Source organism: Sorangium sp. So ce406, from assembly GCF_051474675.1.
Taxonomy (GTDB): Bacteria; Myxococcota_A; Polyangia; order Polyangiales; family Polyangiaceae; genus Sorangium; species Sorangium cellulosum_G.
This window is the reverse complement of record NZ_CP150340.1, coordinates 2,638,954-2,660,263: the sequence shown is the minus strand read 5'-3', so window position 1 is coordinate 2,660,263 and position 21,310 is coordinate 2,638,954. Positions and strand designations below refer to the sequence as shown.

General features: G+C 69.9%; 16 protein-coding genes and 1 pseudogene. 12 read left to right on the top strand and 5 right to left on the bottom strand.

Annotation, left to right across the window (positions count from 1 at the left end):
- The first annotated feature begins 186 nt into the window (after positions 1 to 186).
- From WME96_RS09980 to WME96_RS09970, 3 genes and pseudogenes are all read left to right on the top strand, one after another.
- Entirely contained in the window at positions 187 to 4,695 is a 4,509-nt protein-coding gene (locus tag WME96_RS09980) for a HipA N-terminal domain-containing protein (protein WP_437289913.1), read from the top strand.
- Positions 4,696 to 4,699: 4 nt separating this feature from the next.
- Complete coding sequence (locus tag WME96_RS09975) at positions 4,700 to 4,966, top strand: hypothetical protein (RefSeq protein ID WP_437289912.1); 267 nt, start codon at positions 4,700 to 4,702, stop codon at positions 4,964 to 4,966.
- Between the two features lie 42 nt (positions 4,967 to 5,008).
- Positions 5,009 to 5,302 (top strand): annotated as a pseudogene (locus WME96_RS09970) (HipA domain-containing protein); the annotation flags it as partial.
- Positions 5,303 to 5,704: 402 nt separating this feature from the next.
- Here the strand turns inward: WME96_RS09970 and WME96_RS09965 are convergent.
- Together WME96_RS09965 and rplC are read right to left on the bottom strand one after the other, a co-directional pair.
- The gene (locus WME96_RS09965) at positions 5,705 to 6,322 is read right to left on the bottom strand and encodes an SAM-dependent methyltransferase (protein ID WP_437289911.1); all 618 of its coding nucleotides are present in this window, start codon (positions 6,320 to 6,322) and stop codon (positions 5,705 to 5,707) included.
- Positions 6,323 to 6,400: 78 nt separating this feature from the next.
- Positions 6,401 to 7,102: a 50S ribosomal protein L3 gene (rplC, locus tag WME96_RS09960; protein ID WP_061620858.1), complete on the bottom strand. Its 702-nt coding sequence runs from the start codon at positions 7,100 to 7,102 to the stop codon at positions 6,401 to 6,403.
- Between the two features lie 386 nt (positions 7,103 to 7,488).
- Between rplC and WME96_RS09955 the strand changes: the two genes are divergently transcribed.
- On the top strand, positions 7,489 to 7,974 hold the full coding sequence (locus WME96_RS09955) for a hypothetical protein (RefSeq protein ID WP_437289910.1): 486 nt from the start codon (positions 7,489 to 7,491) through the stop codon (positions 7,972 to 7,974).
- Between the two features lie 33 nt (positions 7,975 to 8,007).
- On the opposite strand, the gene WME96_RS09950 is transcribed toward WME96_RS09955, so the two are convergent.
- A complete protein-coding gene (locus WME96_RS09950) occupies positions 8,008 to 8,421 on the bottom strand; it encodes a cupredoxin domain-containing protein (RefSeq protein ID WP_437289909.1) in 414 nt (137 codons plus the stop codon).
- A 144-nt stretch (positions 8,422 to 8,565) separates the two neighbouring features.
- On the bottom strand, positions 8,566 to 9,303 hold the full coding sequence (locus tag WME96_RS09945; protein WP_437289908.1) for a Bax inhibitor-1/YccA family protein: 738 nt from the start codon (positions 9,301 to 9,303) through the stop codon (positions 8,566 to 8,568).
- Positions 9,304 to 9,607: 304 nt separating this feature from the next.
- Between WME96_RS09945 and WME96_RS09940 the strand changes: the two genes are divergently transcribed.
- The 8 genes from WME96_RS09940 to WME96_RS09905 all read left to right on the top strand — a co-directional run bounded on the left by WME96_RS09940 (position 9,608) and on the right by WME96_RS09905 (position 20,214).
- Positions 9,608 to 10,729, top strand: a complete 1,122-nt coding sequence (locus WME96_RS09940; RefSeq protein WP_437289907.1) for a DUF4419 domain-containing protein — start codon at positions 9,608 to 9,610, stop codon at positions 10,727 to 10,729.
- Positions 10,730 to 10,877: 148 nt separating this feature from the next.
- Entirely contained in the window at positions 10,878 to 12,131 is a 1,254-nt protein-coding gene (locus tag WME96_RS09935) for a hypothetical protein (RefSeq protein WP_437289906.1), read from the top strand.
- Positions 12,132 to 12,176: 45 nt separating this feature from the next.
- Positions 12,177 to 13,295, top strand: a complete 1,119-nt coding sequence (locus tag WME96_RS09930; RefSeq protein ID WP_437289905.1) for a hypothetical protein — start codon at positions 12,177 to 12,179, stop codon at positions 13,293 to 13,295.
- 25 nt (positions 13,296 to 13,320) lie between these two features.
- Positions 13,321 to 15,750: a DUF2169 domain-containing protein gene (locus tag WME96_RS09925; RefSeq protein WP_437289904.1), complete on the top strand. Its 2,430-nt coding sequence runs from the start codon at positions 13,321 to 13,323 to the stop codon at positions 15,748 to 15,750.
- Positions 15,747 to 17,483 carry a pentapeptide repeat-containing protein gene (locus WME96_RS09920; RefSeq protein WP_437289903.1) on the top strand — a complete coding sequence of 579 codons (1,737 nt, stop codon included), beginning with the start codon at positions 15,747 to 15,749 and terminating at the stop codon, positions 17,481 to 17,483. The genes WME96_RS09925 and WME96_RS09920 overlap by 4 nt, the downstream gene beginning before the upstream one ends.
- A gap of 10 nt (positions 17,484 to 17,493) precedes the next feature.
- Positions 17,494 to 18,171, top strand: coding sequence for a DUF3540 domain-containing protein (locus WME96_RS09915; protein ID WP_437289902.1), 678 nt, complete (start codon positions 17,494 to 17,496; stop codon positions 18,169 to 18,171).
- A gap of 12 nt (positions 18,172 to 18,183) precedes the next feature.
- Positions 18,184 to 19,284 (top strand): S41 family peptidase, encoded by a 1,101-nt coding sequence (locus WME96_RS09910; RefSeq protein WP_437289901.1) that lies wholly within the window; start codon positions 18,184 to 18,186, stop codon positions 19,282 to 19,284.
- Positions 19,285 to 19,491: 207 nt separating this feature from the next.
- Complete coding sequence (locus WME96_RS09905; RefSeq protein ID WP_437289900.1) at positions 19,492 to 20,214, top strand: hypothetical protein; 723 nt, start codon at positions 19,492 to 19,494, stop codon at positions 20,212 to 20,214.
- A gap of 64 nt (positions 20,215 to 20,278) precedes the next feature.
- Here the strand turns inward: WME96_RS09905 and WME96_RS09900 are convergent, their stop codons facing one another.
- A complete protein-coding gene (locus WME96_RS09900; protein ID WP_437289899.1) occupies positions 20,279 to 21,304 on the bottom strand; it encodes a nuclear transport factor 2 family protein in 1,026 nt (341 codons plus the stop codon).
- Positions 21,305 to 21,310 lie beyond the last annotated feature (6 nt).

The window sequence follows — 21,310 nt, the reverse complement described above, 5'->3', positions numbered from 1 at the left end:
CGCTCGTCGAGACGCCGGTGCGACACCGCCGGCCGGCTGCAGCACGCAGAACCGGCCCGGCGCTCGCCTCGGGCGCCGGAGGTCCAAGCCGAGCAATCCGCCGCTCGCCCCGGAGCGCCGGTGATCCGGGCCGAGCAGTAGACGAGAGGTCCTGTGGTAACGTCGTGCGCTGGAGGTAACCCGAGCGTGGTCAAGCAGAAGCCCATCACCCTGCTTCACCTGTCCGACATGCAGTTCGGACCGCATCATCGGTTCGAAGGGCCGAGTTCCCCAGGCAGCCTCCTCCACCGTCTCCGGGATGACCTCGATCGTCTGCGCGAGGAGGAGGGAATCCGCCCGGACCTCGTCCTGCTCACCGGCGACCTCACCGAGTACGGCATGAGGTCGCAGTTCGAGCAGCTCCTCTACTTCGCGCACGGCCTCACCGAGGTCACGGAGCTGGCGCCGCGCCGGGTGGTGGTCGTCCCCGGAAACCACGACGTCAACTGGAAGCTCTGCTCGGCGTACTTCGCGGAGCGGGAGGGCAACGAGGAGCGGCCCGTCCTGCCCTACTGGCCCAAGCTGCGGCCCTACGCCGAGTTCTTCGCCCGCTTCTACGAAGGGCAGACCGGGATCGAGTTCACCGAGGCAGAGCCGTGGAGCCTGTTCGAGTACCCCGACCTCAAGGTCGTGGTCGCCGGCCTGAACTCCGCGATCGCCGAGAGCCACCGGCCCGAGGACCACTACGGCTTCGTGGGCGAACAGCAGCTCCGGTTCTTCGCGGGCAAGCTGCGGCCTTACAAGGAGCAGGGGTTCCTCCGAATCGCGGCGATCCATCACGATCCGCTTCATCCGGGGGAGAACGATGCGGCCAGGCAGGACGCGAAGGATCTCAAGGGGATGCTCCTGCCTTACCTGAACCTCGTCGTGCACGGGCACCTTCACGAGGAGCAACTCGGGTGGCTCGACAACAGCGTGCCGGTCCTCGGCATCGGTAGCGCGGGCGTGAAGGTACCGGAGCGGCCGCCGGAGGTGCCGAACCAGTACCAGATTGTGCAGGTGTATCCTGAGCGGCTGGCCTATGGCACGCGGGCCTACGTCCCTGACCAGAAGCGGTGGATCGGGTGCCTGCGATCCGACCCGGAAGGGCGCGCGTGGCGCGTGGAAAAGAGGGTCGGGTTCGAGCGAGTCGAGGGGAAGTTCTCGGGCAGCGCTGAAATTGCTGCGGCGCCGCTCGCTGACCTCGCGCAGATGGTCGACGCGTACCGTCGCCATTGGGCGAACGCGTACCGGCGGGAGGCGCTGTTCGACCTGGCGACCATGGGCGAGGACGCGGACATCCCGGCGGGCCTCGATCTGCTGCATGTTTTTCTGCCGCAGACGGCGCGCCGCGAGCCGCCGCGCCTGGACCTGCCACGCGATCTCGGCGGCGAGGTGGAGGCAGAAGGCCTCGCCGGTGTCCCGCGACGGGATCGCGCAGACGATGCGGTATCTCACATCGCCCTCACCGGCGCGCCGCGGCCGATCGATCAGATCGTGACCTCGCCGGGGGAGCCCTGGATCCTGATCCTGGGCGCGCCAGGGGCAGGCAAGAGCGCGCTCACCCGATGGCTCGTCCTCAAGCTCTCTGCTCCCGGCGAGTCGCTCGGCGCTCTGCCCGCCGACCTCGTGCCCGTGCGTATCGAGCTCCGCCGCTTCGATCTTCATTACCGCTCGTGCCGACAGGCGGGCCGCTCGTGCGACTTCCTCGATTACCTCGACGAAGTTCACCGCGAGCTCAACCTCTCGCTCCGTGGAGAGCCGTTGCGCCGCCTCGCCGAGGCGGGACGGCTCCTCTGGCTGTTCGACGGGCTTGACGAGGTGGCGGACCCGCACGCCCGGCGGGACTACGCCGCCATGATCGTGGGCGTGCGCGACCGCTACGCGGGGCGCGGCGTCGTGACGAGCCGGATCGTCGGCGCTCGCCCGGCACAGCCGCTCTTCCAGCAAGCCGGGCTCGCGACCTACACGCTGCAGGAGTTCGACGAGCGGCAAATCGATGCGTTCCTGGAGCGCTGGCACCGGCTCGCCTTCCCCGGCGCGCCGGAGGCCGCGGCGCGGCGGCTGGAGCGCCTTCGCCAGACGCTGAAGGAGAGCAGGCCTGTGCGCGAGCTGTGCAGTAATCCTCTGTTGCTGACGCTCATCGCGCTCCTCAACCGCGGCGCGGAGCTGCCCCGGCAGCGGCACCGGCTCTACGAGCGCGCCGTGGACCTCATGGCGGAGCAGTGGGAAGCCAACAAGCACCTGGCCGCGGCCGGCGCGGTCCAGTTCGATCTGCCCAGCAAGAAACGGTTCCTGCGGAAGCTCGCCTTCCTGATGATGACCGAGCTCACGGGCGGCAGCGGCAACGCCGTACGGCAGCAGGACCTGATCGCCTTCGCCGCGTCCTTCTGCGCCGAGGAGTACGGGCTCAGAGCCGAGGAGGCGCAGGCGACGGCCGAGCAGCTCATCCAGTACGTGCGGGAGAGGAACTACATCCTCGCTTTGATCGGCGGGCAGACATTCGGGTTCGTGCACAAGACGTTCCTGGAGTACCTAGCCGCCGCGGAGATCCATGCGCGGTTCCGGACCCATGACTGGGGGCTCGACGAGATCAAGGCGGTCTTCAAGAAGAGCTGGCAGGACCAGGCATGGGAAGAGACGCTGACCCTCATTTGCGGGATGATCGAGGAGGAGCGCCCGCAGCAGGTGATCGAGCTGCTACAGTCTGTGCTCGAGAAGGTGGATCCGTTCGACGACTATAGAGTGATCCGATTTATCTCGTTCGCGTTTCGATGCATAGCCGAGATCCGGCTCCTTGATCAGGAGCCTGTTCGTTCCTTCGCGCGCAAGCTCACGGATTGCATTCTCGAATACAAATTTGAACACTGGTTCGGTAGGGACAAGCTCCCTTCGGCGCTCCGGCTACGCGGACCGGAATGGCCGGACGCCGCGCGCATCGTCACCGTTGCCGTCGAAGCCAAATCGCGAGACAGCGATCGCGGCAAAATTGCTGTATTAAACGCATGTGCGTTTGCGGTCAGCACCAAGCAAGAACGCGTCACCCGACTGAAAGAGCTCACCTTCAGTCAGCCTGACGATTCTCGATTCATCGATGAAATCATGGAAGCAGCGCGCCTTGGCGAGTGGGCAGCAGCCGAGGCGTTGTCGCTACATCGCGACGTAGAGAAGTTCCCGGAGCCGGTAAGGAGCACCGCGTGGATTGCTCTCCTCGACAGCGGCATGGCCTCGGCATCGACGTCCGTCACCGACGTCATGCGTCACCACCAGGATCCGCGCATGCGCTACTTTGCAGCGTTCGCGCTACTACGCATCCCAGAGTGGCAAAATGAGGCCGTGAGCACACTTGTCAACATGCTCCGTTCCGGGCATCAGCAACACTTTGACAACGAGGATCTCCCACGCTTGCTGTCGGCTGCAGAGGAACCGATTCTTCGCGAGCAGGTACACTCTTTACTCCACGTGGAGAGCGCCCACTTGAGGGAGCGGGTCGCCCGGGAGATGGCCTTACTTTGGCATGATGAGGAGGCCCTCTCGATCTGGATGGAAGCGCTCTTCAACGAGGGAGACGAATGGGTATTCGACGACGTTGACATTGCCACGCTGGAGCGGCTGGCCCGCGAGCACGCTGGGGCGCAGCGAGCCCTGTCGCGCGCGCTGAACGACATCACCACGGTCAAGAGGCTCGACGCGAGGGTGGTCATCGCGCAGTGGATGGCCGCCCGCAATGACCCTGGTGGCTTGGACGCGCTGCGCGAGATTGCGTGCTCGCTCTCGTTCTCCGCCTCTTTGCGCCATTACGCAGCGGAAGCTCTGCTCGACGTCCCGCAGGGACGCCGGTTTGGTGTCGACGCGCTGGTCCTGCTCGTCCACGAGCCGACAGGCTTCCATTCATGGGATGCGCTCGATGAGCTGCTCAAGCGCGCGAGCAGTCTGCCGGAGGCACGCGCTGGGCTCTGGCGTCTCATCAAGGACGGGGTCCGCGAGGATCTCCGGCTGACCGCGTGCAAAAGGCTGGCCTCTCTCGGGGGCGGAGATCGGACCGAAGCCCTCCGTCAACTCCGCGAGCTCGCTGCCGCTGCACACGACGAGGCTGTCCGTGTCCGCGCCGCCGTGTATCTTCGTGATAAGGGCCTCCCGGAGCCGGAGTGGCGCCCTGTCCTCACCCATCTGTCCCGCTCCGCCAGGCGCGGCTCCGCTCGCCTCCTCGCCGCGAAGGCGCTCCGCGATGAGGCGCGCATCGCTCGCCTCGCCGCGCGCTCGAAGAGCGTGAAGGTCCGCAAGGCCGCCGCCGCCGCCCTGGCGGACCTACACCTCTACCGCGCCCTCCTCGAGGTCGGCCGCCCCCGCCGCGGCATCGTCTCCGTGAACGGCACACGCGCCGGCATCATCGAGGAGACCCCCGGCGGCAGCCGCTTCACGTACGATCGCGCCTACCTCGCCCGCCCCGACGCCGTCCCCCTCTCCCCGACCCTCCCGCTCCGCCCCGAGCCCTACGAGAGTCGCGGCCTTCACCCCTTCTTCGAGAACCTCCTCCCCGAGGGCTGGCTCCTCGACCAGACCTGCCGCAAGCTCGGCCTCGACCGCACGGACGCCTTCGGCCTGATGCTCGCCACGTGCGCCGACTGCGCCGGCGCGGTGGAGATCGTGCCGGAGAAGCTCTCCGTGGCCGCGTGATCCCATGCGCGCCTGCCTGATCTGCCTGGGCGAGAGCCCTCCCGACGACTCCGGAGGCCGCTACCACCGCGCGTGCCTGCGCGAGCTCTTCGGCGTCGAGGAGGCCCCTCGCATCGATCTGGATCTCCTCCACCTGCCTGCCCGGATCGAGGCCGAGATCTGCAAAATGTCGATCTCAGGCATGCAGCGCAAGGCGCTGATGCGGCTGTCGAAGGACAGGATCTGCCTCCAGGTCGCCGAGAAGAGCAGCCGTTACATCCTCAAGCCGTAGCTCGAGAGGTACTCACACGTGCCCGAGAACGAGCACGCCAGCATGCGGATCGCCGCCCTCACCGGCATGCAGGTGCCACGGCTCGGCCTCTTCTATCTCGCGGACGGGAGCCTCGCTTACGTCATCCAGCGCTACGATCGCACCGGCCGCAAGCAGCAGTCAAAGCTCCATCAAGAGGACTTCTGCCAGCTCGCTGGCCGGCCCGCGCACGAGCGCGGCCAGGGCACCGCGGCCAAGTGCGCGGTGCTCGTGGCGCGGTACTGCGGCGAGCCCGAGGTCGAGCTGCGCCGGCTCTACCAGCACCTGCTCGTCGCCTACTGGATGGGCAATGGTGACCTGCACCTGAAGAACCTCTCGCTCCTGCGCGGTGAGGACGGCATCTACCGTCTGGCCCCCCGCCTACGACCTGATCTGTACGTAGGTCTACGGCGACAAGACGCTCGCGCTGCCTCTCGGCATCCGCAACCGAGATCTGCGCCGCCACCACTGGCTCGACTTCGCCGAGCAGCACGCACGTCTCCCACGCACCGAAGCGGCGGCGGTGCTCGACGCGATGCTCGGCTGCACGAGCGCAGCGCTGACCGTGCTGCGACGCTCGCCCATTCCAGAAGAGCTGCGGCAGAGCTACGCGCGCCTGCTCAAGAAACGGAGCCGCGCGCTCGAGTAACGCGACCGTTCCTCTCCTCGCTCCGACCAGCGCGGCAGCCCCCGCCCCGCGCTCGCACCGCGCCCCCGCCCCTACCCCGCCTTCGCCGGCGCCTTCCGCCGCAGCCCCACCAGGAACAGCTCCACGCTGTTGGCGCGCGTCCCCTCGGGCCGGATGCTCCGGACCTCCTCGCACAGGTTCCGCAGCGCGTCGCGGGCCTTCACGAAGTCCTCGCTCATGAAGATCTTGCCGACGAACGCGCCGCCCGGCGCGAGCAGCGCCTCGGCCACGGCCACGGCGCGCATGAACAGCTCGTAGCTCCGCGCCTGGTCGGCGATCTTGCTGCCGCTCGTCGCGGGCGCCATGTCCGACAGCACCACGTCGTACGGGGCGAACTGCGCGAGCGCCTCGTTCGTCAGCGAGAGCGCGTCCCCCTGCACCACCGTCGCCTGCGGGCCGAACGCCGCCGTGATGGGCGAGAGATCGACAGCGAGCAGCTTGCCCGACGCGCCGATCCGCTGCGCGGCGTACATCGACCACGAGCCGGGCGCGGCGCCCAGATCGAGCACGCGCTGGCCAGGGCGGAGCAGCCGCACCCGGCGATCGATCTCCTCGAGCTTGAAGACGCTGCGCGCCGGATAGCCCTGCGCCTTCGCCGCCTTCGTGAAGGCGTCCGGGCGCTTGTAGGGGTTCCTGGGCTTCTGCGGCACGGATTACCGGAGGGCATCGCCGGCAGGGCGCGCGCGCTCGTTCGTCTTGCGACGCGCGCGCTCCGCCGGACGGGCGGGTCAGCCGCCCTTCTTCTTGGTCGGCTGCTGCGCCGGCGTGGGGAGCCCCTTGCCGCCGCGCTTCTTCACGGCGCCGCGGATCGTGACGACCTGGTTCTTCGGGCCGGGGACCGGGCCCTCGATGAGGATCAGGTTGTCCTCGGGGAGGAGCTTCGCGATCTTGAGGTTGAGCGCGCTCACCGTCTCGTCGCCGTAGTGGCCGGGCATCTTCAGGCCGGGCAGCGTGCGACCGGGGGTCATGTTCGTACCGATCGAGCCGCCGTGGCGGAAGTACTCGTGCGTGCCGTGCGAGCTGACCGCGCCGGCGAAGCTCCACCGGCGGATGACGCCGCTGAAGCCGCGGCCGCGCGAGCGGCCCTGCGCGTCCACGCGCTGGCCGACCTCGAAGATCTCGTCGACCTTGAGCGTCTGCCCGAGCTCGTACTTCGCCGCGTGCTCGGGGCTGCAGCGCAGCTCGCGCACGACGCGCTTCGGCGTCTGCCCCGACTTCTTGAACGCGCCCGCGAGCGGCTTGGTGGTGTGCCGCTCGGCGCGCTCGCCGAGGCCGAGGATGAGGGCGCTGTAGCCGTCCTTCTCGAGGGTGCGCTTGCCGATGACGACGCAGCCCGCCTGCACGACCGTGCAACGCAGGACCTCGCCCGTCTCGCTGAAGATCTGCGTCATGCCGATCTTCTTGCCGATGATGCCGGGATGCTGATTCATGATGCGACTGCCTTCTCGCTCCGTCTGGGGGTGGCTCGGACTGACCCCGCGCGGCGCGCCGCGCGGGCGATCCCCTCGGCGCGCCTCGATGAGAGCCGGTTCGGAGCGAAGAACCGGGGCGGTTTTCCGCCGGGCGGGTTGGGGGGCGCAGAGCTTACTCACGGAGCCCCCAAAGGGAAGCGAAACTTACCGCTTACCGCGTGATCCAGCTCACACTGCCGCGACGTTCCTGCGCCTCCCCTGGCAGCCTCGGGGCGACGCCGAGACCGCGCCGCGCCGCGGCAGAGGCCGCCCGGACATTGTCCGTCTGGGAGGACATTTCCTGACTCTCCGTGCCGTCGCCGGACCCGGGACAAGGTCTCACATTGAGACGTCGGAGGTCATGGATGACAGACATCATCGCTCACGGTGAGCCGCGCGACGTCGAGCGCCTCATGGAACGTTACTGGTTTCTGCTGCGGGGCGCGGCGGCCGGCGGCGGCGAGGACAGCGCGAGCGCGGCCGCGACGCAGGTGGTCCGTGACGGCGAGTTCGTCGTGGTGAGCATCGAGGCGACGGCGCTCGGGTGGCCCGAGGGGACGCTGCTCTTCCGGTTCAGGTCCGAGGCGGCGCCCTGCGTCGAGTGCGTCGACCGCGCGGCCGCGATCGCGCGCCACCGCACGAGCGGCATGCTCACCGCGAGCGACGTGCGCGAGATGCTCCGCTTCGCCGTGGCCCGCTGCGCGGCATCAGGCATCGACGTGCCCCACGCCGGCGCGCCGTCCACGCGGCCGCCCGGCGAGCCGGCCGGCGCGGCGGTGCCCGCCTCGGGGACGCGCCGCGGGGCGCGGGACGCGAAGCGCTACGACGCCGAGCTCTGGCTCATCCTGTGACAGCGGCGCGCCCCGGCCGAGGGCGCGACGGCGTCACGAGCCGACCACGTTGATGGTCGCCTTGATCATCGCCATCCAGCACTGAAGCACCATCTTCCCCTCCTTCTCCGGGGTGACGGCCACCTCGACCGGCGTGTTCAGCGGCAGGTCCTTCTCGATCTTCAGATCGGGAATCGCGATCGCCTTCAGACACTCGCTCTTCGTCGTCCGCGTGAAGCGGAGCACGACCGGCTCTCCCTTCTTCAGCTCGATCGTCGACGGGGAGAAGCCGCTGTCGTTGACGGCGATGTCCACCCGCTTGACGTTCGCCGGCGCGGCGAGCTCGACGGGCTCCGCCGCTGCCGCCGGCGTCACCTCGGCGGGCTTGCTGCAAGAGACGGTGAAAAAGACGCTGACGAGCGGCGACAGGGAGAGGGCAAGCGCTGCGACGCGGAGCGGGCGACTCATGGTCGGCCCGTTCTTACCCACCGGAAAAGGGGCGTCAAGCCGCCCACCAGCGTCCGCCCCGGGCGCGAGAGGAGCCCGGTGGCGGTCAGGCGCACGAGCGCGCGCGCTTTTACGCGGTCGCGCGATCGCGCAACCGCGCGCGATTCAGAAGTGGCGGCCCGAGAGGATCTGCAGGATCGACGAGAAGAGGTTGATGAAGTTGAGGTAGAGGTCGAGCGCGCCGCCCACCGGGTCCTCCTCGCCCGAGTGGAGGAGGCGCGACGTGTTGTACAGGACGTACCCCCCGAACACGAGCACGGAGACGCTGGCGATCGCCAGTCCGAGGAGCGTGCTCCCGAGAAGGACGTTGAGCAGCATGGCGCCGAGGACGACCATGGCGCCCATCACCAGCCCGCTGGCAAGGAACGACAGGTCCTCCTTCGTGAGCAGGACGCCCAGCGTGAGGCTGCCGAACGTGAGGACCGTCAGGATGAACGTGTCCCGCACCGGCGCCGACGACAGGGTGCCGCCGAGGCCCGCGGCGACCTGGGCCATGTAGAGCGCCGGCGCCGTGGTGACGCCGAGGATGGCCGCCATCCCGAAGAGCGCGAGGACGTTGACGCCGGGGATGCGGCGCACCGCGCGGGCGCCGAACATCACGCCGAACACGATCCCGATCGAGAGGATCGGGTGAGCCGCGAAGAGCTCGACCAGCGGGGGCATCGCGCCTCCCTCCTCCACGTCCGGCGCCCCGATGTAGAGCGCGCACATCGCGCCGATGGAGGAAAGGACCAGGCTCGCCGTGAAGAGCCCATACACCTTCTTGAGATAGTCGATCCGCAGGGCCGCTTTCGGGTTGGCCGGCGCGCTCGCCACGTACGAACTCGGCTGGCGTGAACTCATCTGCTGCGATCCTCCTCAGGGGCGACCCGCTGCGGCCGCGAGCTGGCATCCGTAGTCGTGCATCATCCACCAGCGGCGCGCAACATCGCCGCGGCGCGGCGCGCGGGCGTCCTCCGTTCTCGAAAAGTCACGCTACCACGGGACCATGCCCGGCAGGGGTCGTCGGCGTCGTCGGCGCGCGTTCCACCCGGCGCCACCGGCATCGGCGGCCCGGCGCCGCTGGTTGTCGCGCGCGGCACGCTCGTGTACGAAGGACGGCGCCCTGTCACGAGGGCGCCGCGGCGGGCCAGGAGGGCCAGGGGTCATGAGCGTTAGGACGATCGTCGTTGCTGATGTCGAGCCCGCGACGGCGCCGCTGCCGGAATTCCAGAGCGAGGCCGCGATACAGAGCCTGCTGGTCGCGCCGATCGAGGCCACCTACCGCCACCGCCTGCCGCTCGTGGGGCGCACCGACCTGCACCCGCTCGTCCAGGCCGCCTATACCGCCTTCACCCAGCGCTATCCGCTCGTCCTCTCGCCCGACGTGATCTGGTTCTGCCTGGCGCGCGGCTTCACGCTGCACCTCGCCGCGAGCGAGGAGCAGCGGCGCCGCTTCGTCTCCGAGGATCACGAGTTCGAGCTCGTCGTCGAGCGGCCCGACTTCACCCTCGGCGACGTGAACCCGTGGCCCGCATTGTTTCCGGATTTTTCCAGGCAGGTTTCGGCGCGTATCGGCAGGCTGCGGGAGCTCGTGACAGCCAATTTCTCCACCACCGGGCCGGTCGAGCGGGTCGCGTCGGAGCTCACCGTCACAACACCGCTCGCGCCGCACCACGACTGGGAGCCGCCGTTTCCGGGCGACATGGTGTACCCGCTGCGCGGCATCCCGCGCATCTACCTGCTCGGCACGTCCGACGACTGGCGCTGGGTGCGCCAGCGCGCGGCGACCCTCGGCTCCTTCGGGCAGGATCGCTGGACGCGCGCGCTCCTGCCCGTGCTCGACCAGATCGCCGCGTCGGCGGAGGGGCGCGCCGACCCGAAGTTCTGGCGCGCCTTTTTCAGGTACGAGAACCCGGCCGACGAGCTCACCGGGTGGATCCACGTGCTGTTTCCCTACCTGCGCGCCTGGCCCAACGACTACTTCGCCCCGAACCCCTATATCGAGACGTGGCACGAGCGCTACCTGGCCGCGGAGGCCCGGAGCGACGCGCTCGGAGGGCTCGGAAACCCGCAGGGGCCCGGCCTCGCCGAGATCCCGCCCGGGCTGACGAGCGCCCAGCTCCGCTTCCTCGACAGGAGCCGCCGCGAGCACCCGCTGGAGTTCATCAGCGGCCTGATCGGCGTCACGCAGGACCCGCACTCGCTCGCGCTCCTGCCGGAGTTCGTGTGGGCCGTCGCGCACCGAGCGGCCGAATCGGCCACCCAGATCCCCGCCGAGGCCTCGTGAGGCGCGCGCTCGCGCGATCGCGCACGCCCGCGAGGCGAGCAAGACGCGCGGTTTTGTGCTTGGACGGCCAGCTCTCGGTGACCTAGGATAGGGCGACAGCGACGGGGCGACGCCTTGCGTCGTTGTCCTCGCTCGATACGGAGGCACTGTGTCCGGAGGCAAGTTCGCGCTCCTCGAAGTACCGGATCTCAATGGTGGGGAACCGTCCTACCTGCGCCTCGGGGCCGCTGCGCCCCTCGGCGAGAACCCGGGAGACGACCTCGCGGAGCGGATTCAGACCTTCACCGACGACGACCGCAAGCGGGACGGCTCGCCGAATTTCGTGCCCGTGGGCGAGCGGAAGGCCGAGACCGCGAAGCTGCACACGAAGGGCGGCTGGCGCGATCACACCGACGGAAACCGCATCTCGACCACCAAGGGCGACAAGGTCGAGGTGATCGGGGGGAACTACCGCCTGCTCATCCTCGGCCGCGGGGAGCACCAGGCGGGCTGGGACGTGTCCGGAGGGCACGTCACCGAGGTCAGCGAGACCTTCGGCGGCGGCACCACCATCGAGTGGGTGCAGAACTACGGCGGGACGTGGAAGGTGGTCGAGACGACCATCAAGGGCGAGGTGCACACCCTCTACCACGGCGACGTCTACGACTATTACTACGGGAAGATCAAGGAGAGCCAGACTGGCACGGACACGTTCCCCACGCTGAATGTCACCGACGACTTCATCGATGACAAGAACCCGCCCTCGCCCCAGGCGATCCCGACGGAGAACCCCACGATCGTCGACAGGACCTGGGCCAAGAGCATCTCGTCCTATACCGGCTCGGAGAAGCTGCCGGTGCCGTCGATCACGGACGAGACCTGGGCGGACGTGATGGTGACGAAGACGAACGCCACCTCGATGACCGACGAGACGACGGTCAAGGGGGAGTCGAAGTCCACCATGAAGGCCGGGTCGATCACGTCCTCCACCAAGGTCGACGGGACGATGGAGGACACCACCGAGGCCGACATCATCAAGAGCTATACGAAGGCGACCAAGATCATCTCCGAGACCCGGGCCGACACCAAGGACGAGATGTACGGGGACGCGGACTCGTACACGAAGGGCGACAGCAAGACCGTGGTCGAAGGGATCGAGACGACGATCAACCTCGGCATGGTCAACGAGGTCGTGCTCGGGGCGATGATCGAGACGACGCTCGGCGGGGAGGTGACCTGCACGGTCGGCGGCACGGTGGACGTGACCGTCGGAGCCAAGGTGGATCTCAGCATGACCGCGAGCATCGACGTCTCCGTCGGCCCCACGCTCGAGATCAGCCCGGCGGGCGTCGAGCTCCACGTGAGCAAGACGGAGATCGCGCTCGCGAGCAAGATCATCTCGGCGTTCAACCTCTTCGTGTGAGGGCGCGAGCACCACGCTCCACGCGCCACCGGATACGGAGCTCCCATGGCCGGCGATGGCAAATACGGTATCCTCCATGTGCCTGATTTCGGCGAAGGCATGTCGTCCTTCCTGCGCGTCGGCGCGGCCGATGGCGACGACTACACCTGGCGCGACCACACCGACGGCAACCGGGTCACGACCACGCGGGGCGACAAGATCGAGGTCATCGGCGGCACCTACAAGATGACCGTCCTCGGACGCCGCGAGTTCGAGAGCGGCTGGAAGGCCGAGGACGGGCAGATCAACGAGAAGAGCATCACCTTCCAGGGGTCGGGCGAGTTCGACTTCATCCAGGGCCCCCGCGGCGAGAAGCGCCTGCGCGAGAAGACCGTGAAGGGCGAGGTGCACACCACCTACCACGGCGATGCCTTCGAGTTCCATCACGGCAGCAAGCTGGAGAGCCGCACCGGACACGACAGCCCGCCGCGCAACCTGGACGAGATCACGGACCCCTGGGGGCTCCCTCCGTCGGGCGTCCTCGGCGAGAACCCCACGATCGTCGACAGGACCTGGGCCAAGAGCATCTCGTCCTATACCGGATCGGCGAAGCTGCCGGTGCCCTCGATCTCCAACGAGACGTGGGCGGACACGATGGTGTCGACGACCCACGCCACGTCGATGACCGACGAGACGACGGTCAAGGGGGAGTCGAAGTCCACCATGAAGGCCGGGTCGATCACGACCTCGACCAGGGTCGACGGGAAGATCGAGGACACCACCGAGGCCGACATCATCAAGAACAAGACGAAGGCGACCAAGATCATCTCCGAGACGCACGCCGACACCGAGAGCGATATGTACGGGGACGCGGACTCGTACACGAAGGGCGACAGCAAGACCGTGGTCGAAGGAATCGAGACGACGATCAACCTCGGCATGGTCAACGAGGTCGTCCTGGGGGCGATGATCGAGGCGACGCTCGGCGGGGAGGTGACCTGCACGGTCGGCGGTACGGTCAGCGCCACGGTCGGCCTGGAGGCGTCCGTCACCGTCGCCGCGACGCTCGAGGCCAGCATCGGCCCCACGCTCTCGATGGGGCCGGAGAAGATGAAGATCACGCTGGACCGCAGCAAGGTCGTGCCCGTCCGCACGAACATCGCGGCAGTCCACCTCATGGTGTGACGCGCACGCGCGGCGAACCCCACGGATGGCGAACAAGAACCTCACCCCGTTCCTCTTCGGCAGCAAGGTCACCTCGCGGAGGCCGCCCCAGCCGGAGATGACCCTGATCGTCCGGGCGAAATTCGTCCTCGAGCCCGGAGCGCCGCTCTCGCTGCCCGAGGGCCACCCGGTGCTCGCGCAGGAGACGCTGCGCGGCGACGTGTTCCACGACGACGATCACGACCAGACCGGCGAGTGCCTGTACCCGAGCGATCTCGTGGACTTCAAGCCGCACGCCGACGTGATGCTCATGGGCACGTGCCACACGCCGGGCAAGGCGCGCATGACCGAGTGCCCGGTGCGGTTCGGCGTCGGGTCCTGGTCGAAGATCCTGCGCGTGGTCGGCGACCGCGTGTGGATGGATGGCCTGCTCGGGCCCGCCATGAGCGATGCGGTGCCGTTCGACCGGATGCCCCTCGGCGACCGGCGCAGCTTCGGCGGGCCCGGGCACCCGCTGAACCCGGTGGGCAGGGGGCACGGGACGCGCGAGCTCCCCAACGTCGAGGGCGCGGACGATCTGCTGCTGTCGCGCTCGGATCGGCCGGCGCCCGCCGGGTTCGGTCCCCTGTCGCCGAACCGGCCCGATCGGCGCGCGAAGGTCGGGAAGAACTACGGCAAGGCGTACCGCGAGAAGCGAGCGCCGTACTACGCCGACGACTTCGACTGGACGTTCTTCAACGCGGCCCGGCCCGACCAGTGGCTCCCGTACCTGCGCGGCGACGAGGATCTCCTGTTCCAGAACCTCCACCCCGACGCGGAGGTCTTCCGGTCGAAGCTGCCGGGCCTCCGGATCCGCGTGTTCGCGAACGACGCCGAGCGCGGGTTCCGGGAGGTGCCGATGCACCTCGACACGCTGCTCGCCGACCTCGACAAGGGGGCCCTGTTCCTCACGTGGCGCGGCCTCACGGAGGTGACCGACGACGACCTCTCGCGCGTCACGACGCTCGTCGCCTCCGAGCCGCTCGACGGGCCGGCGCTGCCCGAGGCGCACTACCGCGAGATCGTCGCGCGGTTCGAGGCCGATCCGCTCGAGATCGAGGAGCAGCTCACGCCGGAGCTCAAGGAGGAATGGCGGGCGCTGCAGGCATTGCAAAAGAAGGGCGACGACGCGGCGCCGCCGGCCGGCGCGGAGGGGCTCGACCCGCTGTCGGCGCTGCTCAAGGCGCGGCTCGGCGACGTCGCGAAGCCGCAGCAGGAGAGGATCCGCCGGGCGATGGCGGCGCTCGCGGGCGTCGCGGTGCCGGGGGGGAAGGTCCTCGGCGGCGTGATCGCCGAGGCGCTGCGCCACCTGCCGAAGGCCTCGCAGGCCCTGGCGCCGATGAGCGCCGAGGCGTCGCCCATGGTGACGGACGCGGCGCTCCGGACGGCCTTCCGCCGCGTCGCGCGGGCCGTGGAGGAGGCGAAGTCGCTCGCTGTCGCGCGCGGGGCGCAGGTCCCGGGGCTCGCGGCGTGGGACAAGCTCGCCGGGGATCCGAAGCTCGCGTCGCTGGGCCTCTCCACGGCCCCGCCGCGGCCGCCCGGGCAGATCGGGCCGGGGAGCGACCTGAGCGACCAGGATCTCAGCGAGCAGGACCTGAGCGGCCGCGACCTGACCGGCGCGAACCTCACCGGCGCCATCCTCACGGGCGCCAACCTCCGGGGCGCCAGGCTCACGCGCGCCATCCTGAAGCAGGCCGTGCTGTTCGACGCCGACGTGCGGGAGGCGGACTTCACGGACGCGGACCTGAGCCTCGCCACCCTGCAAAGCGCGTGGGCAGAGCGCGCCGTCTTCCGCAACGCCACGCTGGAGAGCACCTCGTTCGACGGCGCGCGGCTCATGGAGGCCGATCTCTCGGGCACGCAGGGGTCGCAGCTCGTCTTCTCGAGGGCGGACATGACGGGGGCCATCGCGCGCGGGGCGGCGTGGACGGTGGCCTTCCTGGAGGGCACGGTGCTCGAGCGCGCGGACATGTCGCAGGCCTCGCTCACGCGGTGCTTCGTGTCGAAGGTGAGGGCGACCTCCGCCACGTTCGAGGGCGCCACCCTCAACGGCACGAGCTTCGCCGGCTCCGACCTGACCCAGGCGGTGTTCGCGCGCGCGCGGGGCGAAGGGAGCGTGTGGCTGGGCGCGACCCTCAACGGCGCGGATCTCAGCCTCGCCGTGCTGACGGGCGCCCACTTCACGGAGGCCACGGCCGAGGGCGCGAGCTTCTTCGGGGCCAACATGCGGGGCGCCCGGTTCGATCGGGCCGACCTCACGCGCGCCGACTTCACGCGAGCGAACCTCTTCGACGCGGACCTGCTCAGGGCGCGGGTCCCGGAGGCGAAGTTCGTCGACGCGAACCTCTACGATGCAAAATTCTACGAAACCTCGGGATCCGGCTGCGATTTCCGGGGGGCGAACCTGAAGAAGTCGACCCTGGAGCGGGATCGATGACCCCGGACGAGCTGAAGGCGCTGGTCGAGGCGGGCGAGCCGCTCGACGGCAGGACGATCGGCGAGATGGACCTGCGGGGCGCCGGCCTCCGCAAGGCCCGGCTGCGCGGCGCGAAGCTCGGCCGGCTGCTGCTGGACGGCGCGGACCTGTCGGGCGCCGATCTCCGCGGCGCGGAGCTCGCCTGGTGCGCGCTCGGCGGCGCGGACCTTTCGGGCGCCGACCTGGAGGGGGCCGTCGTCGTCGAGAGCGATCTCTCGGGCGCGAACCTGTCCGGCGCGAACCTCGCTGGCGTCAACCTGGTGCGGGGCCGGCTCGCCGGCGCGAACCTGACCGGCGCGCAGATCAAGGGGGCGAACCTCGCCGAGTCGCGGCTGGCCGGCGCGGAGCTCTCCGGGGCGGTCATCGCCGGCGCGCGGCTCGACCTCGCCGACCTGTCGGGCGCGGCGCTCGACGGCGCGACGGTGTCGCAGAGCTCGTTCACGCGGGCGAACCTCGAGGGCGCGTCGCTCTCGGGGGCGCGCATCGAGGGCTCGTCGTTCGCCGAGGCGGACCTCCGGCGGGTCGATCTCTCGGGCGCCGAGCTCGACACGGTGGTGCTCCTGAAGGCCGATCTCCGGGACGCCGTGCTCCCGAAGAAGCTGAAGAAGACGGTGTTCGACGGAGCGCGGCTCGGCCGGCTCGACCTCTCCGGGGCGGACCTCGAGGGCGCGGCGCTGGAGGAGATGGACTTCGCGGGGGTGAGCTTCGAGAACGCGAACCTCACGCTGTCGTCGCTCCAGGGCGCGAACCTCCGGGGCGCGAGCTTCCGGGGGGCGACGCTCGACCAGACGACGCTCGCGAACTGCGATCTCACCGGCGCGGACTTCCGGGGCGCGACGCTGAAGTCGTGCATGCTGTACGGGGCGCGGCTGCCGGGCGCGGATCTGTCGGGCAAGGACCTCGAGATGATGGTCTTCACCGAGGCCGATCTCTCCGGCGCGAACCTGTCCGGGTCGAGGATCGTGCGCAGCGTGCTGGAGCGGGCGAACCTGGCGGGCGCCGACCTGACGCGCGCGCTCGTCTCGCAGGCGACGCTCAGGTCCGCGCGCGTCGAGGGCATCCGCTTCGACAAGGCGATCTTCGATTGCGTGGACTTCTCCGGCGTGGACCTGACCTGCACGTCGCTCGCCGGACTGACCATCTCGCGGTGCTTCTTCGCGCTCGGGGACCTCTCGGGGATGGACCTGTCGGGGTGCAACCTGTCGAACTGCGACTTCACCGAGTGCAACCTGGAGCGGACGCGATTCGACGGCGCCATCCTGACGAACTCGAACTTCAGGCGCGCGAACCTGCGGCAGGCCTCGCTGTCGGGCGCGATGGCGAAGACCGCCTTCTTCGGCGAGGCCGTGCTCGCCGGCGCCGGCCTGACGAAGGCGATGCTCCGCAACGCGCTCTTCATGAAGGCCGATCTCACCGGAACGAACCTCGCGGGGGCCGACATCCGGGAGACGGTGATGCACGAGATCCGCGCGGCCGGGGCGCTGTTCGTGGGCGTGAAGGCGAATTACGCCGATCTCTCGCACGCGGACATCTCGGGCGCCGACTTCAGCGGCGCGGACCTCACCTGGGCGAACCTGCACCACGTCCGCGACGAGAAGACACGATACCTCGACGCCAACCTCGCCACGGCGAGGCGCACGGACGTCGATCGGCTGGAGGCCGAGGCCTGGATGCCGCCCGAGCGGCGCTCGTAGAGGAGGAGCCATGTCGATGGGAGCCATGAAGGAGAGCGATCGCGGGGCCGCCGTGCGGGTGGACGCGCCGGGCGACGAGGATCTCGACAGGCGAGCGCGCGGCGCGGACGTGCCCAGGATCGGCCTGGCGAGGGCCGAGGCGCCGGGCGGCGCGGGCCAGGCCGGCGACGTCGCCGCGCTGCCGGGGGAGTACCTGGGCCCGGCCCGCGTCACCGCGCTGGAAGCGGGCGCTGTCGCCGTGGAGCTGCCGGGCGGCCAGCCGGTCGCCGTCGCGATGGCGCTCGCGCTGCCGTACGAGCCTGCGCTCGGGGACACGCTGCTCGTGATCGGCCGCGGGGAGAGCTACTATGGAATCGGCGTGCTGCACGGGCGCGGGCGGACGGTCCTGTCGCTCCAGGGGGACGTGGCGGTGCACGCCAGGGAGGGCGCGCTCTCGCTGTCCGGAGACCGGGGGGTCGAGATCCGGGGGCCGGAGCTCGAGGTGCAGGCGGGCAAGATCCGGATGGTGGCCGACGCCGTGGTCCAGAAGTTCACGTCGGTATACCAGCGGGTGAGCGCGCTTTTGAGCGTGCAGGCGAGCGAGTCGCACACGGTCGTGGAGAAGACCGCGTTCACGAAGGCGAAGAACGCCACGATCCTGACCGAGGAGACGGTCACGGTGAACGGCAAGCAGATCCTCTTGGGCTAGGAGGCCAGCGCGATGCTCCCTGCGAACAACAAGGGTGCCGGCCTGAGCGCCGGTTTTCCGGACGTGTGCCTGTCTCCTGTGTTCGGGCTGTTCCCCTTCCCGAACATGCACCCGAACGGGATGAATTTCCCTTTCTCGTTCAACGTGTGGTTCTCGATGATGGCCGCGCTGTTCGTGGCGTCGTTCTCGTTCATGACGACGGGCGATCAGGCGGGCACGCTGCACCCGACGTTCATGGGGCAAGGGCGGTACATCTTCGGCAACGTGCGGGTCTTCATCAACTTCTTCGCCGCGGTATCGCTCCTCTGCCCGAGGGTCGGCAACAACTTCAACTGCTTCATCGGCATCCAGGTGCTGCCGAGTGTGACGAACGTCTTCATCATGTACAACGCGGGGAGCGCGGCCGCCGCCCGGCCCGCCGGCGCCCCGGCGCTGGCCGACGTCGACGCGCTGCTCGCGTCGCTCCACCCCTGCGGGGGCACGTCGCCCGTCGAGAGCGCCTTGCTCGCGCCGGGGGTCGGGTACATGCGCATCCAGAGGTTCTCGCTGGACGTGCCGGCCCGGGTCCACACGGCGGTGAAGGCGCTCGAGGCGGAAGGGATGGAGACGCTCGTCCTGGATCTGCGCGGCAACCCCGGCGGGGAGCTCACCGCGTGCCTCGAGCTCGCGGGCGACTTCCTGGAGCCGGGGAGCGTGCTCGCGCGGGCGATCGACGCGGACGGCGACGAGACCGTGTATCGGTCGAGCCACCGGGATCCGTGCCGCGCGCCGCTGTGGGTGCTTGTGGATCGCGGGACGGCCTCGGCGGCGGAGCTGTTCGCCGGCTGCCTGCAGTGGCACGGGCGGGCGCTCGTCGTCGGGGAGCGCACCTACGGCAAGGGGACGGCGCTGAAGGTCACGGCGGATCCCGACGACGGACGCGCGGTGCTCGCAGGGGCGGCCATGGTGCTCCTGCCGGGCGGAGAGTCGATCCAGGCGACGGGGGTGCGGCCGGACGTCGCGCTGGGGGGGAACGAGGAGATCGAGGCCGACGGGGAGCAGCCGTCGCTGGCGGCGTTCTTCGCCAGGAGAAGCGCGGAGCGCCACCGCGCCTCGGCAGGGGCGCGCGGATGAACGGATGAACGGTTGAGGGCCGTCGCCGGAGACGGGCTACGCGACAGAGGCCTTCCGTCGACACCCTGGTTCCCCCGCGCGCTCGTCGCCCGCGAGCGCGCGGCGCGCTGGCGGGCGGGCGAGATCGCGGCGGGATCACGCATTCACCGACAGCGTGGGTGATTGTCTCACGCAGCGCGGAAGGCTCAACTGCGCTACGACTGCGGGATGTTCGGTCCCGGGCATCCTCAGTACCGTCCCCCGCCGCCGCATCATACTCCTCAGCAGCCGCCGCCTTACTACTACCCTCCGCCGCCGCCCCCTCCGCAGCGCCCGAAGCCGGGCGTGTCGCCGCTCGTGATCGTGCTCGCCGTCGTGGGCGGCATGTTCGCGCTCGGCGTGGGCGCCCTCGTCGTGCTCGGCGGCGTCGCGTACCTGATGGCGAGCGCGACGCCGGAGCACGCCGTCGTCGAGGCCGAGGAGAGCGAGCCTTCCGGCGTGAAGACGGCGAACGGCGCCTCGCCCGCGCCCCCGCCGCTGCAGACGAACACCCCGCTTCGCCCCGACCTGGAGGCCGACGAGGAGGCGGGCGCTGACCCGTCGAGCGGCGACCGCGCTGCGGGCGATGCCCTGTCGCCCGACAGCGACGACGGGACCGGCCAGGCGCCCGCCGCCTCGCCGGGTGGACGGCGGACCTCGCCGGGCGACGGCGCCGCGGCCGAAGGTTCCACCAGCGGAAGCGCGACCGGCGGGACATCCTGGTGGTGCACGGCGAGCGCTTCCGTGCGCGTCTGCGGCTTCGCGGGCGCCTGCAACTACCAGATGGTGTTCGGCAACGGCGGAGGGAAAGACCGCTTCATGGCATCACAGCAAGCGAAGCGCTCGTGCGAGGCGAGCGCGCGCGCGAAGGGCGCCACGGCGTTCTGCGTCGTGCAGTGCAGCGCTCGCTGACGAGGACGACCCGCTGGCTCGGCGGGCAGCAGGGCTCGATCCCGTGGCCGTGCGCGCACAGGGCTCAAGGCGGCGAGAGAGGGCCGAAGAACCCTGCGATCGACGTCAGAGCGCCCGCATCGTCGACGAAACCCACATCCATCCCGTCGAGCGGGGGCATATCAGCGCCCTCGATGCGCCAGAGAAAGTGCACGAGGCCGTGAGCCTCGATCGCCCCGCTGGTCGGTACGAGGGTCGCCCCCGGTAGAGCCGACTGGAACGCTGCGATGGTCCCGTCGAGGCCGGGCCGCCCCGTGACGTCGGCGGTCGGATCGACGTAGCGCGCGCCGTCCGCCCAGCACTGCTCGAGCAACGCCGCGCGCTCCTCCTCGTCCCCTTCCATCCACGCTTGCTGGTACGCGCGGATCACCGGTGAGGTCGACGCCGGATCGGAGGGCGGCGGAGCGGCGAGCGCGAGCCAGGAGGCCAGTCCATCGTCCCCGACGGCGCCGAAGAGCACGCTCATCTCGTCGTTTCGCCGCACCTGCACGCGGAACACGTCGTGGTGTGAGTCGACCGTGGATCCGAGGCTCCAGGGCCCGCCGTCGAGCAGCGCTCGGGGCGCGTCGGCCGCGTCGCTCCGCCCCCGCGCGTCGACGTAGAACGCGTTCGGTCCGAGGTGCGCCGCCAGCGTCGCCTCGTCGCCGTCGGACAGCGCCCGCGTCAGCGAGTCGACCAGCGGCGCCGCAAAGGGGTTCGGCCCCGAGGCGGGCGCGCCACCCCCCTGTCCCGCCGACCCGCCCGAGCCGCCCGAGCCGCCCGAGCCGTCTTGGGCTCCGCCGCCCGAGCCGTCTTGGGCTCCGCCGCCCCCCGCCGTGCCGACGCTGGTGCCGCTCGCCGCGCCTGCGCCGCTCGCGTCGCCGTCGTCGCCGCAGGCGGGCAGCAAACCCAGAAGGGCGAGCGCGCCGAGCGCGGCAGCGCGCGAGCATCCTGTCGAGAACCAGGGACTCCTCTGCTTGTTCTTCACGACGTGCATCTCCATGCCCCTCGCCGCGGGCGCTCCGTGCGCGCCGCCGTGGAGGGCGACGCTCAACCCGTGCCATCGGCGCACGGCGCG

Coding starts and splice junctions, on each gene's coding strand:
- WME96_RS09905 (WP_437289900.1), top strand. CDS start 19,492: ATGTTCGGTCCCGGGCATCCTCAGTACCGTCCCCCGCCGCCGCATCAT.
- WME96_RS09975 (WP_437289912.1), top strand. CDS start 4,700: ATGCGCGCCTGCCTGATCTGCCTGGGCGAGAGCCCTCCCGACGACTCC.
- WME96_RS09925 (WP_437289904.1), top strand. CDS start 13,321: ATGGCGAACAAGAACCTCACCCCGTTCCTCTTCGGCAGCAAGGTCACC.
- WME96_RS09950 (WP_437289909.1), bottom strand. CDS start 8,421: ATGAGTCGCCCGCTCCGCGTCGCAGCGCTTGCCCTCTCCCTGTCGCCG.
- WME96_RS09915 (WP_437289902.1), top strand. CDS start 17,494: ATGTCGATGGGAGCCATGAAGGAGAGCGATCGCGGGGCCGCCGTGCGG.
- WME96_RS09940 (WP_437289907.1), top strand. CDS start 9,608: ATGAGCGTTAGGACGATCGTCGTTGCTGATGTCGAGCCCGCGACGGCG.
- WME96_RS09930 (WP_437289905.1), top strand. CDS start 12,177: ATGGCCGGCGATGGCAAATACGGTATCCTCCATGTGCCTGATTTCGGC.
- WME96_RS09910 (WP_437289901.1), top strand. CDS start 18,184: ATGCTCCCTGCGAACAACAAGGGTGCCGGCCTGAGCGCCGGTTTTCCG.
- WME96_RS09955 (WP_437289910.1), top strand. CDS start 7,489: ATGACAGACATCATCGCTCACGGTGAGCCGCGCGACGTCGAGCGCCTC.
- WME96_RS09945 (WP_437289908.1), bottom strand. CDS start 9,303: ATGAGTTCACGCCAGCCGAGTTCGTACGTGGCGAGCGCGCCGGCCAAC.
- WME96_RS09920 (WP_437289903.1), top strand. CDS start 15,747: ATGACCCCGGACGAGCTGAAGGCGCTGGTCGAGGCGGGCGAGCCGCTC.
- rplC (WP_061620858.1), bottom strand. CDS start 7,102: ATGAATCAGCATCCCGGCATCATCGGCAAGAAGATCGGCATGACGCAG.